The sequence below is a fragment of the Heliobacterium mobile genome (genome assembly GCF_009720735.1).
In the GTDB taxonomy this organism is placed as follows: Bacteria; Bacillota; Desulfitobacteriia; order Heliobacteriales; family Heliobacteriaceae; genus Heliobacterium; species Heliobacterium mobile.
Window position 1 is genome coordinate 1 of sequence record NZ_WNKU01000015.1, and the last position, 15240, is coordinate 15240.

At 38.8% G+C, this 15240-nt stretch carries 16 protein-coding genes; 6 read left to right on the forward strand and 10 right to left on the reverse strand.

Annotation, left to right across the window (positions count from 1 at the left end; translation table 11 throughout):
- Positions 1 to 64: 64 nt before the first annotated feature.
- The 6 genes from tnpA to GJ688_RS12495 all read right to left on the reverse strand — a co-directional run bounded on the left by tnpA (position 65) and on the right by GJ688_RS12495 (position 3009).
- Positions 65 to 184, reverse strand: a complete 120-nt coding sequence (gene tnpA, locus GJ688_RS21570) for an IS66 family insertion sequence element accessory protein TnpA (RefSeq protein WP_407928955.1) — start codon at positions 182 to 184, stop codon at positions 65 to 67.
- Positions 185 to 375: 191 nt separating this feature from the next.
- Positions 376 to 1326: a sensor histidine kinase gene (locus GJ688_RS12475; RefSeq protein WP_155476886.1), complete on the reverse strand. Its 951-nt coding sequence runs from the start codon at positions 1324 to 1326 to the stop codon at positions 376 to 378.
- A complete protein-coding gene (locus tag GJ688_RS12480; RefSeq protein ID WP_155476887.1) occupies positions 1304 to 1759 on the reverse strand; it encodes a hypothetical protein in 456 nt (151 codons plus the stop codon). The genes GJ688_RS12475 and GJ688_RS12480 overlap by 23 nt, the downstream gene beginning before the upstream one ends.
- A gap of 11 nt (positions 1760 to 1770) precedes the next feature.
- Entirely contained in the window at positions 1771 to 1899 is a 129-nt protein-coding gene (locus tag GJ688_RS21575; RefSeq protein WP_155476888.1) for a cyclic lactone autoinducer peptide, read from the reverse strand.
- A 39-nt stretch (positions 1900 to 1938) separates the two neighbouring features.
- Positions 1939 to 2571: an accessory gene regulator ArgB-like protein gene (locus GJ688_RS12490; protein WP_155476889.1), complete on the reverse strand. Its 633-nt coding sequence runs from the start codon at positions 2569 to 2571 to the stop codon at positions 1939 to 1941.
- Positions 2572 to 2778: 207 nt separating this feature from the next.
- Positions 2779 to 3009: a hypothetical protein gene (locus GJ688_RS12495; protein ID WP_155476890.1), complete on the reverse strand. Its 231-nt coding sequence runs from the start codon at positions 3007 to 3009 to the stop codon at positions 2779 to 2781.
- Between the two features lie 375 nt (positions 3010 to 3384).
- On the opposite strand from GJ688_RS12495, the gene GJ688_RS12500 reads away from it, so the two are divergent.
- Entirely contained in the window at positions 3385 to 4272 is an 888-nt protein-coding gene (locus GJ688_RS12500) for a class I SAM-dependent methyltransferase (RefSeq protein WP_170291942.1), read from the forward strand.
- A 336-nt stretch (positions 4273 to 4608) separates the two neighbouring features.
- Here GJ688_RS12500 and GJ688_RS12505 read toward each other — a convergent pair whose 3' ends face one another.
- On the reverse strand, positions 4609 to 5961 hold the full coding sequence (locus GJ688_RS12505; protein WP_328597366.1) for a glycosyltransferase family 2 protein: 1353 nt from the start codon (positions 5959 to 5961) through the stop codon (positions 4609 to 4611).
- 1156 nt (positions 5962 to 7117) lie between these two features.
- Between GJ688_RS12505 and GJ688_RS12515 the strand changes: the two genes are divergently transcribed.
- From GJ688_RS12515 to GJ688_RS12525, 3 genes are all read left to right on the forward strand, one after another.
- On the forward strand, positions 7118 to 7414 hold the full coding sequence (locus GJ688_RS12515) for a zinc-ribbon domain containing protein (protein ID WP_155476893.1): 297 nt from the start codon (positions 7118 to 7120) through the stop codon (positions 7412 to 7414).
- Positions 7415 to 7750: 336 nt separating this feature from the next.
- On the forward strand, positions 7751 to 7972 hold the full coding sequence (locus tag GJ688_RS12520; protein WP_155476894.1) for a hypothetical protein: 222 nt from the start codon (positions 7751 to 7753) through the stop codon (positions 7970 to 7972).
- A 1-nt stretch (position 7973) separates the two neighbouring features.
- Complete coding sequence (locus GJ688_RS12525) at positions 7974 to 8294, forward strand: spore coat protein (RefSeq protein WP_155476895.1); 321 nt, start codon at positions 7974 to 7976, stop codon at positions 8292 to 8294.
- A gap of 464 nt (positions 8295 to 8758) precedes the next feature.
- On the opposite strand, the gene GJ688_RS12530 is transcribed toward GJ688_RS12525, so the two are convergent.
- Positions 8759 to 9322, reverse strand: a complete 564-nt coding sequence (locus tag GJ688_RS12530; protein WP_235910959.1) for a CBO0543 family protein — start codon at positions 9320 to 9322, stop codon at positions 8759 to 8761.
- Between the two features lie 820 nt (positions 9323 to 10142).
- Here GJ688_RS12530 and GJ688_RS12535 point away from each other — a divergent pair.
- Positions 10143 to 11609, forward strand: coding sequence for an ATP-binding protein (locus GJ688_RS12535; RefSeq protein WP_155476896.1), 1467 nt, complete (start codon positions 10143 to 10145; stop codon positions 11607 to 11609).
- Positions 11610 to 11613: 4 nt separating this feature from the next.
- A complete protein-coding gene (locus GJ688_RS21580) occupies positions 11614 to 12015 on the forward strand; it encodes a YmaF family protein (RefSeq protein ID WP_155476897.1) in 402 nt (133 codons plus the stop codon).
- A gap of 611 nt (positions 12016 to 12626) precedes the next feature.
- On the opposite strand, the gene GJ688_RS12545 is transcribed toward GJ688_RS21580, so the two are convergent.
- Both GJ688_RS12545 and GJ688_RS12550 read right to left on the reverse strand, forming a co-directional pair.
- A complete protein-coding gene (locus tag GJ688_RS12545) occupies positions 12627 to 13766 on the reverse strand; it encodes a hypothetical protein (protein ID WP_155476898.1) in 1140 nt (379 codons plus the stop codon).
- Between the two features lie 183 nt (positions 13767 to 13949).
- Complete coding sequence (locus tag GJ688_RS12550; RefSeq protein WP_155476899.1) at positions 13950 to 15134, reverse strand: tyrosine-type recombinase/integrase; 1185 nt, start codon at positions 15132 to 15134, stop codon at positions 13950 to 13952.
- Positions 15135 to 15240: the final 106 nt, after the last annotated feature.

Here is a 15240-nt window from a genome sequence, read left to right on the forward strand (position 1 = left end):
CATGTGTACGTCCTCCCTAAAGGCTTTTTATAATTATAATCCTTTAGGTCCTGCGTCAACTAGCCTAACACAGGGGGATCACATACTGACGATAGTCAATACCTTTCTCCTCGCACCAGGCCTTGGCGGTCAACCCGCTGGCTCTGCATTCGGCCACAAGCGCTTGTTTTTCGCGCCTCGTCAAAGTAAATAACCTCCATTCGACTGTTCTGTCTCATGGAGGTATTGTCGCATGTTTGGTTCAGCGTGACCATGCGCCGGTTTATTGAGCGCTTACGATGCGGTTAACTGATATTTCACCGATGTTTACTGTCATTGAGCCACCGTCCTTGAAAAAAATAAAGCAGTCCAACCACGATGGGCTAAACTGCCTGTCTATTCAATAGGTGGGCTGTGGGTGGTGGGGTACAATCGTTTTCTCACGGTTTGTGGTATCGGTATGTAAACTGTGAACGATGTAGTCACATTATTGCTTTCAACAACTATTTTCCCATTATATTTTTCAACAATTGATTTGATTATAGATAATCCAATTCCATGTCCTTTTTCATTTTTTGTCGTAAATCCTGTTTCAAACAATCTTTCTTTAATAATTGGGGGAATTTCGGCACCATTATTGCTTACTTTAATAAATAAAGCATCATCATCTGAGTCAACTATGATTTCAACAAGTTTTTCTTCTTCATCTTTTTTATTTACTGCTTCTAAAGCGTTTTGAATTAAGTTACCTATCAAGCTGACAGCCTCATGTGTATTAAGAGGTAATCTGTCTAAGTTATCTTTTATATCAAGCTTGAAACACGTTCCCTCTCCCAATACTGTAGTCATCTTATTTAAGATAATTGCCGCCACCTCTAAACGGGCAATGTTATCAATTTTTAGCCCTTGACGTAGGCGAATGTTGTAATTGTTAATATAGTCTAAAGCAAGTTCTGGATGATTTATTTGAATATACCCGAAAATAACTTGTAAATGATTTAAGAACTCATGTTGCACCGAGTGATGATGTTCTAGAAGCAATTTAGATCCTTCAACAATTCTTTTGAGCTCGATATTTTGCGACAAAATTATATATATATCTTTTAATCTAATCAATAGCGAAAGCACCAAAATCAAGAACACTAATATAATTGAGATTCCATAGTCTTTTATATATAGAACATTGGTGTTTTCACCTAAAGTTAGGCCTCCATTTGTAAATAGACTGTAATAAAGTATAATTGAACAAATTAAAGTAATTAAAGCAACAAGCAATATAACAATTTGCAGGACCTTTTCAGACGAGTCTTTTTCCTTAACCTCACTATGTGTATTTTCTAATAACATTTTTAACCCCCAAACCGATTGTAATTAAACAACAACCGATTATCCAACCCCCGGATATATGTAATACAGGTTGTGAAAGTATTATAGTAAGACTGCCAAAAGTTTTCGCTAACAATGGGACTATAATACTTTCTATTCCAATTAATAATGTAAAGCCAATTAAAATTGAGTTTATAACAGTTATACGTTCCATATTCAACAATGTAATCCCAAGTATTATGTGTACTAATAAGATAGGTAATACATGATAACCAAAACCGTAGTTTATTATTATATAATTTCTTATCATCCACTCAGCAATTCCCGTTATGATAGAAAATGAAGCAAATCTTTTCCAATTAATAATGTCTTTATTAAGTACACTTAACCCGGTAAATAGTAGGATGCCTGGTTCAAAAATCAGATAGAGAAACAGCACCCACAAACTGCGCATATCTGTTCACCTTATTCTATTTTTTTTAAGCAATTAGGTGTCTCTGGCATATATCCAAAGGTATTACAGGCAGAAGCACTTCCTATACTCGCCAAAAATACTAAAACCGTTCCTAATATCTGAAGGATTCTCCACTTCACTCATATCCACCCCCTTTATCAACAAGATTTTGGGAACATTTATGTGCAGGGGGTGCTGTTCTTTAGTAATATAACGTTATCAATAATTCTATCAATTAAAGAGTTTATTCTGAAAGCTATCTTTGTCATAGTATAACATTGCCAAATAAGGCCTATACATCCTGCAACAGCAATTGAATTGTATTCTAAGACAATAGCAAAAGCTAATAACATAATTACAAAAAGGAATGATATAAAAGATATTTTTTTGAATTTTACTTTATCGGTTTGGCTTATTGGTCTAGTTACTGCTTCAGTTGGAGCATACAAAAAAATTATAAAACCGGTAGATATCAATGTAACTATCCAAACGACCCAAGGGTCAATATTTGATAAGTAATTGCCGACAATGTAAGCCAATAGTATTTGCACTAGTGATGACATTATAACGCAAGTTTCTATTTTTTTGTGGTGTGCTCCGCCAGCAGTAATTCTAACAAGCGCTGAACAAACAGAGGAAATTAAAGCAAGTTCAAAGACACCGAGCAACAATGTAACGGTGCTAATAATAAAGAAAGTAATTAACGATGTACACCAAAATCGTAATGCATAAAGATAAGTTTCATATGTTTCTTGTGTTCCATTTACCGATTTTGACAAATATCTTGAGATATCTTGGAAATATTTATCCATGGTTTCTCCTCCGTATATGCAGAAGTGTCACAGTTAATATTATAAAACCCAAAGAATAAGAATAATGTCGAAACTTGTAATTTGATACTAATTTTTTTACATTAATGTCTGTGATAGTTGAAATTTACCACTTATCCCACGAAAAACTCATCTTCTATGTAAACGCAAAAAAAACGACCTCGCCAGTGGTGGCGAAAGTCGCTGCGTTTATTGAAGTTGGTTATCCATCATCTGGACGTCGGCCAGGGTTTCAGTCAAGTCTTCTAACTCTAACCTTTTTTCGTCAAGGAGAATTATGACCTCATCGGGAACGGATAAGCCTGATGCGTTAGCCTGAGCAATAAATTGCGTTAGCTCATTTACTGTCTTTTTTCGATCATTGGCGAAGTGTTTAACGATTGCGACTGGATCACGGTTTAAACCGATTTCACCTTCCATTTGCATCACCTCTGAAGTCTATAGTGCCCTGTATTCAAAAATCTTTACGGGATCCCTCATTAAATACAAACGACCCCGCCAATAACGGCGAGATCGCTAGGAGGTCATTCATAGTCTATACCCTAAATGGCCACGGAAGTTTGGTACACGGTAAGGACTTGTATTATAAGTTTTGTAATTGTTCTTACGGTAGCTAACGCCTTGGGAAAACGAACGGAATCGTTGATAATGCTAAGCATCGTTACACCCCGAGTTATCTTATGAGGGATCCGATATCCTTGTTAACGCTTCTAGTCAAAGAATAAATTCTCTCTGTATGTTAGATACTAAAAAAATCTAACTAGTCTAAAATAATAATAAGGAAAAGTTATGGTAATGACGAAACATAATTTTGGCGTTCAAAATACAACTAATAAAGACTTCTCCATCGAGAATGCTTCTGAAACTGCTTATTTGATGGCTTATTTCCGAGGAAAAGAAAGTCGGCGACATGATGCCCTTTTCTGTGATCCCTATGCTGAACTCCTAGCCGGTGGTCGCGGAGAGTATCTTGCTAAAAGTTCGCCCTACGATAAACACGGTTCATTATCCGTATCAGTTCGGACGTGTATTCTTGATGAAATAATTCTTCGTTTGATCAAGGAATATGAGGTAGACACTGTACTTAACTTAGGAGCAGGATTAGATACACGTCCCTACCGACTGAATCTACCAGCTATCTTCCGTTGGATAGAAGTTGACCTACCAGATATTCTCGTGTATAAAGAAGAAAAACTAGCCGGGGTAAAACCTGTCTGTGAACTTTATACGGTAAGAACGGATTTATCGAATGACTCTGCAGCAAAAAGTCTTTTTTCTGAAGTTGGCTTAGGGAACAAAAAAGTACTCGTTCTCAGTGAAAGCCTACTAACATCTTTATCTGAAGAAAATGTGAGGACCTTGGCCGAAAGTCTACACCAACAAACCAATTTTGCTTGGTGGCTTATGGACCTAATGACACCAGCTTTGTCCAGACTGATTTTCCAATCGAAGGTTGATGACGTCTCAAGATTTCATTTTGAACCGGAAGAAGGACCTGCCTTTTTCGCCACTCTTGGTTGGGAGGTTGCTGAAATACGTTCAATGGTTAAGGAAGCCCATCGGCTACAGCGGGAAACCACCGCAGCATGGCTATCGCAACTGTTAATGGCATTGGTTCCAATACCGAAGAAAAAACTGTATCGCAAGTTTGACAGTTACGTTGTTCTGCTAGCTCGGGTGTAAACTGAAGCCTTTTCTTCGATTATATTTGTATTATCTAGAATATTTTTTTCGAGGTGGGCTAGTTGTGTAAAAATAATAAATATAACAAAACAGGTTAAGATTTGACGATTCTAAAACTTATCAATAACCACTAAAACCGCCCCTTCTCGTTTCTCCCTGCATTATCTTAACACGAATAGTATAAACTAAAAAAGCGACCTCTCCGTTACTAGTAAGATCTCTTTCAAAGGTTTAATGCCTGATGAAGATTTCGAAGCGTCTATGATGCGTCCAAGATAAGATTAAGCAGTGACTTTTATTCATTTATAGAAAGGACCGCTCGAACGTTAAAATCTATTACCAGACTCTTTCTAGTTGAGTTAATTCTTGAATATACCCTATAACAGAAATCGGTGACATCAGCATTTGATAAAACAAAATAAATATAACATAACCAAGTTTATTTTTTCTAATACGTAAGTTCAATTTCCTAAATATTAACCTCTGGTAAATATAAAGAATTTGATAAGAAAGAAGTGTTAGGGGGATAACAAATAGAGTTGTCGGACCTACAATCCAGTAGTATCCATAAAAAGCGAGTACCAATCCGGGTATCCAAACAAACGTAAAAACGAAATCTGTAAATGGCATAACTAAATTCACGCCTGTAAGATACTTAGTGAACATTCGCGGTTGGTGCCATGGTTTTGTTTTTTTTAGGGCTTCTATCATTCCACGAGCCCAACGGGAGCGTTGACGTGCAAAATGTTTCAGATTGATAGGAACTTCTGTAAATGCAACTGCAAGAGGCTCAAAATATACTTTCCAACCTTTTTTCAGAAGATTCCAGGTTAAAACAATATCTTCTCCAATAGCGTTGGGCCAACCACCAACCTCTTTCAGACAGTTCGTTTTATAGAGGCTATAGGCACCCTGGGCAACTAATGTACCTTGATATAGTCCCTGCATGCGTTTAATCGAGGCAATACCTAGAAAATAGTCCCACTCTTGAACCTTAGCAAGTAGATTTTTCCGGCTATTTCGAACGAGAACAGAACCAGCTACCGCACATACTTCTTTGGGGGAACTTTCTATTCGAGCGACTAAATAGCGTACCGCAGATTCATGCAACAGTGTGTCGGCATCTAATGTCATCATAACTTCAGTTTTAACTTCTTTTAAACCGCAGTTAAGAGCGTTGAACTTACCTGGTCTACCCTCGTGTAGAACGAGAAGATCCAAATTCAACTCTTCACTCGCCTCGATTGCTTTTTCTCGGGTTTCATCGACGGAGTTATTATCAATAAGAATGACTTTTATTTTCCCCGTATAATCTTGTCTTGCAATGTAGCTCAGTGTACTTTTAATGTTTTCTGCTTCATTCCGTGCCGCGATTAATATCGTAACATCAGTAATTGGATATTCGTTCTTACACTTCGGTTGTTTATCGAGTAACAAACTTACCACCATGAACGTGTTAAGATAACCTGGAACAAAAGCAATTCCTGAAATAACAAATATTGCGATGGGTAATGTAACATTCTTTGATAAATCTATTACCCACGGTATAGAAATATAGATAGATAATAACGTCCAAAGAATTGCGATGACATGACCAAAAACGAACTTCGTAGATATTTGAATGTAACGAGGGAAAGGATTTATGCTAAATTGTAACAATTCTTTTATATTCGTGTTAATGACAAGCACTCACCTCTCTATTCCTATATAGTAATTCGACTAATTGTTAATGGTCTTAGCCGTACTAAATACTAAATTCGTTGTAATCTTACCCCTAAGGTATTAAAATTTAGAAAATTGTGTACTACTCACTAAGATTCCATTAAAAAAGCAGCCCCAAGTGTTCGGGCTGCATAATCAGATCTAGCATATTTGATGTCTTCTACGCCTTTTTACGGAATAAATAACCATAATTAGCTTTTTAAGATTTCTGTGTCCTTGCTTGTCTCTAAGTATAGCTTCGAGATAGAGCAACTCTAAAACATCATCTGGAATCCTGTTTAGAACATCCACCAACTCTTCACGGTTTAGTTTCGTTAGCTCTGTAGTTTTTTTGCTAAGCAAGGGGTTCACCTACTTGGGTATGTATTTTTGGATTCGAGGTAGCTATATAGTTATTCGATTATTCTTCGTATTTTAGGTAACTGTGCGTAAGGCATAAAAAATGCCCATCCTGGCCAGCCCTCCCAAAAGGGGAGAAAAGGAAAGCCGTAGGATAGGCGATATAACGTCATTAATATCAAGCGGAAAGAGAGTTTGCTACAGAAAACGATTGATTTACTTAATTAATTCCCTCCACCCAACAAAACCGACCCTCCACATCCCCCCCCTACGCTCTCCAACGCAACCAACCATACCATTCATATCACAACGGGGGTCAAATCAGACGTAGGCCATTACAGCGGGTGTTGTGGTATGTGGGGAATTTTAGGTGATTTTTAGTAGGGTTTTACGGCCAAAAAGCGATGTTGGGTAGATAGTACGCAGCCGATAAAATGAAAAACAGCAGGCCGTTGGCCAGACTGCTTGATCTCGCTAGTCGAATAGTCTCTTATCACCCTCAACCGGCGAGGCCGCTGGAACTTTTCTCGTAAATTCAATATTCTTCTCGTTTATTAGAGACGTATTAAAGGCTTCTGCTACTTTACCGGGTATAGGAGTTGGTTCGTAATTATTGGGCACTACCGTCACCTCCTGAGATTAGCGTATCCACTACGAGCACTTATTTTTGCAGAAATAGGTTTAATCTTTGGTTCAATTTCTACCACCGATGGATAATAAAGTACCGACCTTTAGAGTACAATACCTCATAGCTATGTCACGATGTATGAGGAGGTACGTTTTTATGTTTGAAGACAAACTGTTAATCTGTAAAGAATGCGGCTCTGAGTTTACCTTCTCAACCTCTGAACAAGAGGACTTTTCAGTTAAAGGGTATACGAATAGTCCGGGTCGCTGTGGAGCATGCCGGGAATCACGAAAGGCTCGTATCGGTAAGCAAGCATTGATTTCTCAAACGAGATATCCATCTGTTTGTGCCGAGTGCGGTTCGCAAACGACAGTTCCGTTTAAACCCCTAGGACATAAACCTATATATTGTTGTAACTGTTACGGTTCGAAAAAAGCTGTAAACTTTAATTAAAATCCAAATAGACAAAAAATCGCCCGCCTTCACTAATACCTTTGTTGAGGAGGAAGAGATACAGTGACTACGGGCGATTGAGTTTTTACTATCCCGAGTATCCCTCAAAAAGATACGCTACCACAATCGCCCACCAGCAACGGACTCCCCTATGTAAGGGCGTAAATAGAAGAGTCCATGTAGATGGGCGACTGCTTAATTTATTTTATTCGGTAAAAACCCAATCATTGTAACTTAAATTCAAATCAATATCCCTGTAACTTTTTCCAATTCTAAGTCTTTCCCTATAAGGGCATGATAACCTTGCTTGGAATATTAACGAGGAGGATTAGCTTTTTGAGGAAATTAACGGAGAGCGAAATCTTATCCCTTAGAGAGATGCTTCAAATGGAAACCAATGCTTTGGTCCAATCAAGAGCATTACAGATGATGATTCAAGATGATGAGTTAAGAAGATTAAACGAGGCAGGTATTCTTCAAACTGAGGGAACAATCAAGTCGTTTCAACAGTTTATAAATGAGAATAACATTATTGAAGTCGGTGAGGTGAACAACTGAAATGCCGTCATTATTTAGTTCATTAATGGGCGAAGGCAACCAAAGCGGTATCCAGATGGGTGATCAGGCTATAGCAAATCAAATGTTGGCGGGTAAGAAAGCTGTTGCCCAAGGCTATCTAACAGCTACACTTGAATCCGCTACTCCGGAGATTAGGGCGTTGTTTGCCGATAATCTAAGTAAAGCTGTAATGGGACATACTGCACTAACCGAGTTGGCTGTGAAGCGGGAATGGTATAAGCCATATGAAATTCCCGAAGAACAACTCGTACACACTTACCAGCAATCTGAATCTGTCGTTGAAAACAGAGCTAATATTTAGTCGCAAAAACGGTTGTATGAGTATTTCTTATAGTTAACAGGGTATCCTAAGCTCGTTGCGTTGTTCAAATAACCAACCAACCGGATGTTTTAATCAACGCAACGAGTAAGCCTCCTGATTGGCGACCCGGTCCTGTATTTAGGTCCGGGTTAGCTGTTTTGTACCTTTGAAAAACAATCTCTACAAGTCATCAAAAAAACCGCCCCTCCCCACTAGCCAATTAACGGGCTTATCGGTAAGGTGAGGACGGGCGGTTTAACGGTATTAGACTGGGTTCGAACCGTCCAATACCTAAAATACGGCTATTTAACCTAATTATTTCCTCCACCCTTCAAACCCGCCTCCACAGAATGCCCTGTGTCCTTTGAAAACGACCGACTATACCGTTCATACTAGAATGGGGTCGAATTGAACGAGGGGTGTTGTAGGGGGCGTTGTGGGTAATGTTATTTTCAGGCGATTATTTAAGCTATTTTTGTATTAGAGAAATCACCTCTAAACCATCGATAGAAGAAACGAGACGTTAAAAACGTTAAAAATATTGTTATCCAAGTCCAGTACCATGCCCATTGAATATAAATTATTGTGTTAGTATATTTTTCGAGTATTACTTCAAATCCGGATATGCCCGAGGTGTATACCGCGTAATGAGTTAATTGTCTAAGAGAGCTAGTTTTTTCTGGATAGAACAAGTTGAACAAGACGCATATACCGGGATATACTAAATATTCAAAAGTTAAACTGGATTTTGTTGCATTAGGTAAAAAACGAGTGGGATATTCGATAAGATTCCATTCAACAACTATAAGGCCTAAAATCCATGTTACCGTCTGCTTAAATAAAAAAATTACAGTAGCGTCTTTTATCTTATTCTTTGGAACCAACCAGACTACGAGACCGACTGTTACGATTATTGAAGTTATTTCGATTAATCTATCTAAGGGCATCATTCTGCCTCCTAATATAATCGGAATTACTTTTATTATGCCCTCAAGTACCTCATTTGACACTATTTTCAGAACTAACAATAACCGCCCTTCCCCACTAGCCCGGATGAAGGATAAAAAAACACCCCACAAAAGTGGGGCGGGATGATTCGCTATGGGACTTAGAGATGCAATGACAATATTATAATATTCTTAGTTTAATTGAAGTGTGATGATGGCAAGGAGCAATTCACTCATAAATCAGTTCAGAGAAGACTCTTTGAGACTATAATCTCGTTGTCTCCAACAACAGTTTTTACACCATAGACTTACATCAAAAAGCTCCTCGACGCGATAAATATGACTGCCACATCTAGGGCAATCACCCGAAGTCGGTTTAAGTGAAACCTTAGGTTTTTTCTTTATCTAAAATAAAATAGACAATGAAAACACTCCTAGGAGTTAATGATCCATCCCAGTAGCTTCATCGATTATTGTAACCTTTCATGTTTGTTAAAAACTACCTACCACCACTGGACCTCCAGACGTGCGAGATAGTGGTTGAAGTGATAGATTAGCATAGTAATTGTTATCCTATTCGAAGATTAAGCTGGTTGATACGAGAATACGGCTTTTTCACCTAATTACTTCCTACACCCAATTGTAAGACCGCCCTCCACATCGCCACCTACGCCCTTCAACGCAAACAACCATACCATTATACCAAAGCGGGGGTCAAACGGAAGTGGGCGATTACTGTAGCTTTATCTGGGTTCTGGGGGTTTTTAAGAAAAAAATTGCTAGATAAGTGAAAAGATAAAATCTAATAAAACAAAAACTATTCGTTACGACATAAACCGACATTATTTTTTCAGACCCCAATGTAAAATGTTATTATTAACCACATGAACGGGTGATTCTGATGAGTCTGGAAGAAGAAAATAAAAAGCTAAAGAACGAGCTTGAAAAACAAAAAAGAAAAAATCTAGCCCTTGAAAAGTTCTTTCAGTACTCGTTAGATGTTTTTATTGTTTATTCTATTGATGGACTTGTCATGCCCAACCAATCCCTATCCCGAATACTTGGATATTCACAAGATGAAATTATGAATTGGACAAATCAATACGTCCTTGAAAATATAATTCATCCAAATGATAGACTAAAAACCCTAGAAGCAGGCAAACTCCTTACTTCAGGCTCTTCCTTTGAAAACCTTGAAAACCGCTATTTATGTAAAAACGGTGAGTATAGATGGTTTTCATGGACAGGTACTTCAGATAACACAAATCAATTTAGGCTAACCGTCGGAAGAGATATCACTGAACAGAAGAATATTACAAAGGAACTACGTTCTTCGGAGGAAAGGTTCACTAAAGTTTTTCAGTATAGCCCTATCATGATGGCTATTCGTTCTCAAAAAGACGGACGACTTCTAGAAGTAAATAAAAGTTGGTGTAATCACGTCAATGTAATAAGAGAAGAAGCCATTGGAAATAGTCCTATCGAACTCGGATTAGTTGTGGATTGGGAAACTCATGATGAAATATTCGGTGATAGTAAAAAACAACTAACTTCTAGGTCTTGTACTTATAAGACAAAGTTGGGTGATATACGACAAGCACTTGTCTCGACAGAAGAAATATTATTTAATAATGAACCCTCAATCTTGGTTTCCTTTATAGATGTTACAGAAAAGATAAAAATGGATAGAGAAATCGCCCGTTTAGATCGTTTAAACCTTATCGGTCAAATGGCTGGAGGCATTGGTCATGAAATACGTAATCCGATGATGACTGTACGAGGCTTTCTTCAAATACTTCAAATGAAAGAAAAGTATTCCGATGAACGTGAGTATTTTGATTTAATGATTTCCGAGTTAGATAGAGCTAATGAAATTATTAAAGAATTTTTATCATTATCGAAAACTAAACAGTTAGAAATGAAAGCAAGCAACTTAAATAATATTATCGCAGAATTGTATCCACTTATGCAGGCTAGTGCTTTTAATGAAAATAAACAGATATTGTTCCATCCCTCCCATATAACAATAGACATTATGTGTTCCGAGAAGGACATTAAACAATTAATCCTGAACCTCGTAAAGAATGCTTTAGAAGCGAGCCCAATTAATTCTTGCGTCGAGATAATAACAGAAGTTGACAAAGGTTATTTTCGACTTATAGTAAAAGACTATGGTCCTGGAATCCCACAAGAAATATTGAGTTCAATAGGACTACCATTCTTTACAACGAAAGAATCGGGAACGGGACTAGGATTAGCTATCTGTAACAGTATAGTTCAGCGACACGGAGCAAAAATGGAAATTGAATCAAGTGATAAGGGGACAACCTTTATTGTTCACTTCCCCCAACCGAATTGTACGGCATGATGAGATGTCTCTGTTATCGCTTCCTCGCGAACACATAGTTCCAGCAACTATCACCTCAGACCAACTTCCAGAATATGGTGTATCGGAGTTATTACTCTGGAAGGAGGGGGTTAAAATTCATAACCACAGATATTCGTTTCTCACCAGACGAGCTAGAGGCCATCGACACCGTATGTGTGGTACCACGTCATGTCAACCCAATATTCGAGGGCACAGGCACCGCTATTTTGGTAGTACTTCGGTAAGCGTTAACCACATTCATTTTTATGGTGGTGTAACTGGACCAGCGGTCTATGTTCAAGGCCGTAGACATTATCACAGAATGATCGGAAGTACAACTTTTAATCTAGGTCACTCACATTCTTATCAAGCCCGAACCAGATTAGCCAGAGATTTATGCAGGTAAATTTTTAGCTCGCCTTCATCGGCGGGCTTTTTCTGTAGTCCCACTGTAGTTCCCCCTAACGCTGCCCCATAAACGAAATCGTTGACACCAAAAAAGCTCGCCTTAACTGGTGACCTTTTAACGCTATATCCCCTTAAACTAATCCCTTCTTCTACCAACCAACGCCGACCTCATATCCCAAAACTTACTCTCTGTTCAAACTTTCAAAAATTGTCTATAATCTTACCCAAAGAAAGACCGTCTTCCAACAGAGCAACTGACTTGTAATCAGTAGGTTGCGGGTTCAAGTCCTGTCGCCGGCTCCACTACATATGCGGGTTAGCAGGATCACCAGGTGGAAGAGAGAACCAAAATGTGGTTACCGAGGTAGTTACGGAGGGGCATCTCTGGTGAAGCCATGGGGTTGAAATGGCCCGGTACGCAGGGGAAACCGACGGAGGCAGTGTGCTGACGGCGGTTTTTTGCGTTTTCGTTGAGATGATTTTGTGGTGCGGGTTATGGTTGTTTAACGAGGCCCGGTGCGGGCCACGCCACTCCCCATTGCCGAAGCGGCAAAAGAAATAAGCGTCTTGGCAGTTAGGGGGCCAGACGCTTTAGTAGTTTTCGAAAGTTTATTCTTTTATAATTTTCCAAGTTTGAGTGGTAGTTTGGTTTGACTCATCATCTAACACATTTTTTCTCCCGATAGGTTGAATAAACAGAATGTCTTTTCCTTCACCAAGTATTCTTCCGATTGTAGCGTTAATCGGATTTCCCACAATATATTTTCCTTTATTAATCGTTTTTATAAGCTCAATTGTAGTAAATTCATAAATCTCATTATTAAAAAAGTTATCAACCACATTCTTAATCATTTCAAATGTAACATCATAAAGCTTTGCCGTTCTAAGAGAACCTTCAAATAGTGAATTTCTTTCTTTTAAGGATTCTAATAGAGCAGATTCTATTATCATTCTATTATCTGGTTTGTTAAGTTGATTTAAACACTCTTGTATTGTGTTTATTATTGTGTGTAGTTCTTCACGGTTTGGTGTATATTCAGAATGTACAACTCGGTTTCTGATATTAAAAACCTCTGATATCTCGCCGATTATTTTGTTTCTCTTATTTTGATCTTTAATAACATCCTTCATGAAATTAATTAAAATTAGTTCAATAGGTGCAATTGAAAGGACGTTCTTGTTAATATTTGATAGAGTATCTTCTAAAATATTCATAGAATCTAATAATGCCAATGTAGGGTTTGATTCAACTGTAGCTTTCGCTCTTTCCAAGTTTTGCAAAGCTTCAGTCTTTACAAATCTACACTTTATCCATACGTCCTTTTCAACATTTTCCCTAATAAATCGATGAATATCTGCAGAAAATTCCTTTTGTAATATTTCATCAATAAAATTAAAAGCAGCCTCTAAATGATAATCCATTGTAACAGTATCTATAGTTCCGTATCGATGTTGTATACCATTACGTTCGTCAATTAACAACTCAACTCTAGACATATACGGAAGATTATCGGTTCCCCATAAAGTTTTTAATAACTTTAAGCCATCATGAACAGTAATTGTTTTTCCTTTATCGTTATATATAGACTTGTTATGTTTTACTAAGGCAGCCTTGGTAGATAACTCCATGGCATGGGCACTATGCAATACAGCAATACGATAGTCTCTAGCTTTTCCTTCAACATAATGTTCAACTGCATGGCAAAAAAGTTCTAGTGCAGTTTTCATTATCGGCGAGGTATGCGGCATATCGATACTCCTCACTTTTCTGATTTATCGATAATTTTTATTTAATTCCATTATAATAAATAGCCGCTGAGAAAATTGTCGAATTATGTCCCTGTGGTAATTAAATGTATTCCCTCGCCGAATGAAATCTACGGGCCTCCTCTAATCTCACATCTTAATTTTCTATTCAGTTTAGAAATTTTCTTATCCGACCATATTCCCCATCTTCCTCGGGCTTAACATACCCTCAATTTTAACAATTGCCTGTTTCTTGACGTCGGGGAGCACGTGACTATAAGTATCCAGCGTAATTCTAATGCTGCCATGTCCTAGCAGTTCTTGAACCACCTTCGGATGAACACCGGCTTCAAGCAACCGGGTGGCGTACGTATGCCTCAGCGAGTGCAGATTGGTCTTTGGGATTTCTGCTTTGTCTAACAGCCGATGGAATTTCGTGGCCAAATTCCGTTGGCTAACCATCCGGCCTTTCTTCGTTGTTACGACCAGCCCATCGTCTTCATATTCCTCGCCCTCACCCATTCGCTCGATGTACTGGAGCACTTGCCATCGTTTCAACTGCCTTACCAGATCTTCGGTTATCGGAATCCTCCGGTAACCGTTTTTCGTTTTAGGCTCCTGGATGATCTGGTGGGTCTTGTTGGGGCCATGTTCGTTTTTGACCAGCACTGTTCCCTTAGTGACGTCGATGTGACCGCGTTCCAAATTGATATCGCCCCACTTTAGGGCCAACAACTCCCCTACCCTCATCCCCGTTCCGAGCAGCAGTTTGAAGGCGATCCAAAGCCTATCCTCCTCGGCAACAAACATGAATTCCTTCATTTGATCAATGGTAAAGACACTGATTGGCTTGGGTGATGGTTTAGGTTTGCGGACGTGGTCAGCTATGTTCTTGTTGATCAGTTCATCATGGATTGCCTGTTTGAGGGCCGTCTTTGCGGTAGTGAGAATCAGTTCGACCGTTCTTGTTGCTAGGCCCGATTGTCTCTTTTCATTCAATAGCCGTTGAAGCTGCGTTGTCTGCAAAGCTTGAACCTTCACGTTACCCAACTTCGGCTTCAAATGAAGCCGGGTGATGTACTCGTAGGACTCCCAAGTTTTAGGACGCACGTTGGGCTTTACATATTGTTCGAGCCAGATGTCCAGCCATTCCGCGAAGGTCACCGTGGTGGGAATTACGAAGATTCCTTGACGGTACTCTACAAGAGCTTGATCACGCCACTGTAGGGCTTCGCCCTCAGTTTTGAAAGTTCTGCGAGCGTACTTCGCTTTGCCGTTGTCGTCTACGCCGATGTGGACCTGGGCTACAAAGTAGCCATCTTTTCGCTGGTACACGCTACCCTGTCCAGGTTTGTTGCGTTGGGAAGTCATAAAGAAACACCTGCTCCTTTCGACGTTCAAGATCGACTGATTTCTAGGAGGCAGGTGTAGGTTATCTCTAAATGGCTGTACAGTAAAGTATAGTTTTTTTGCTGAG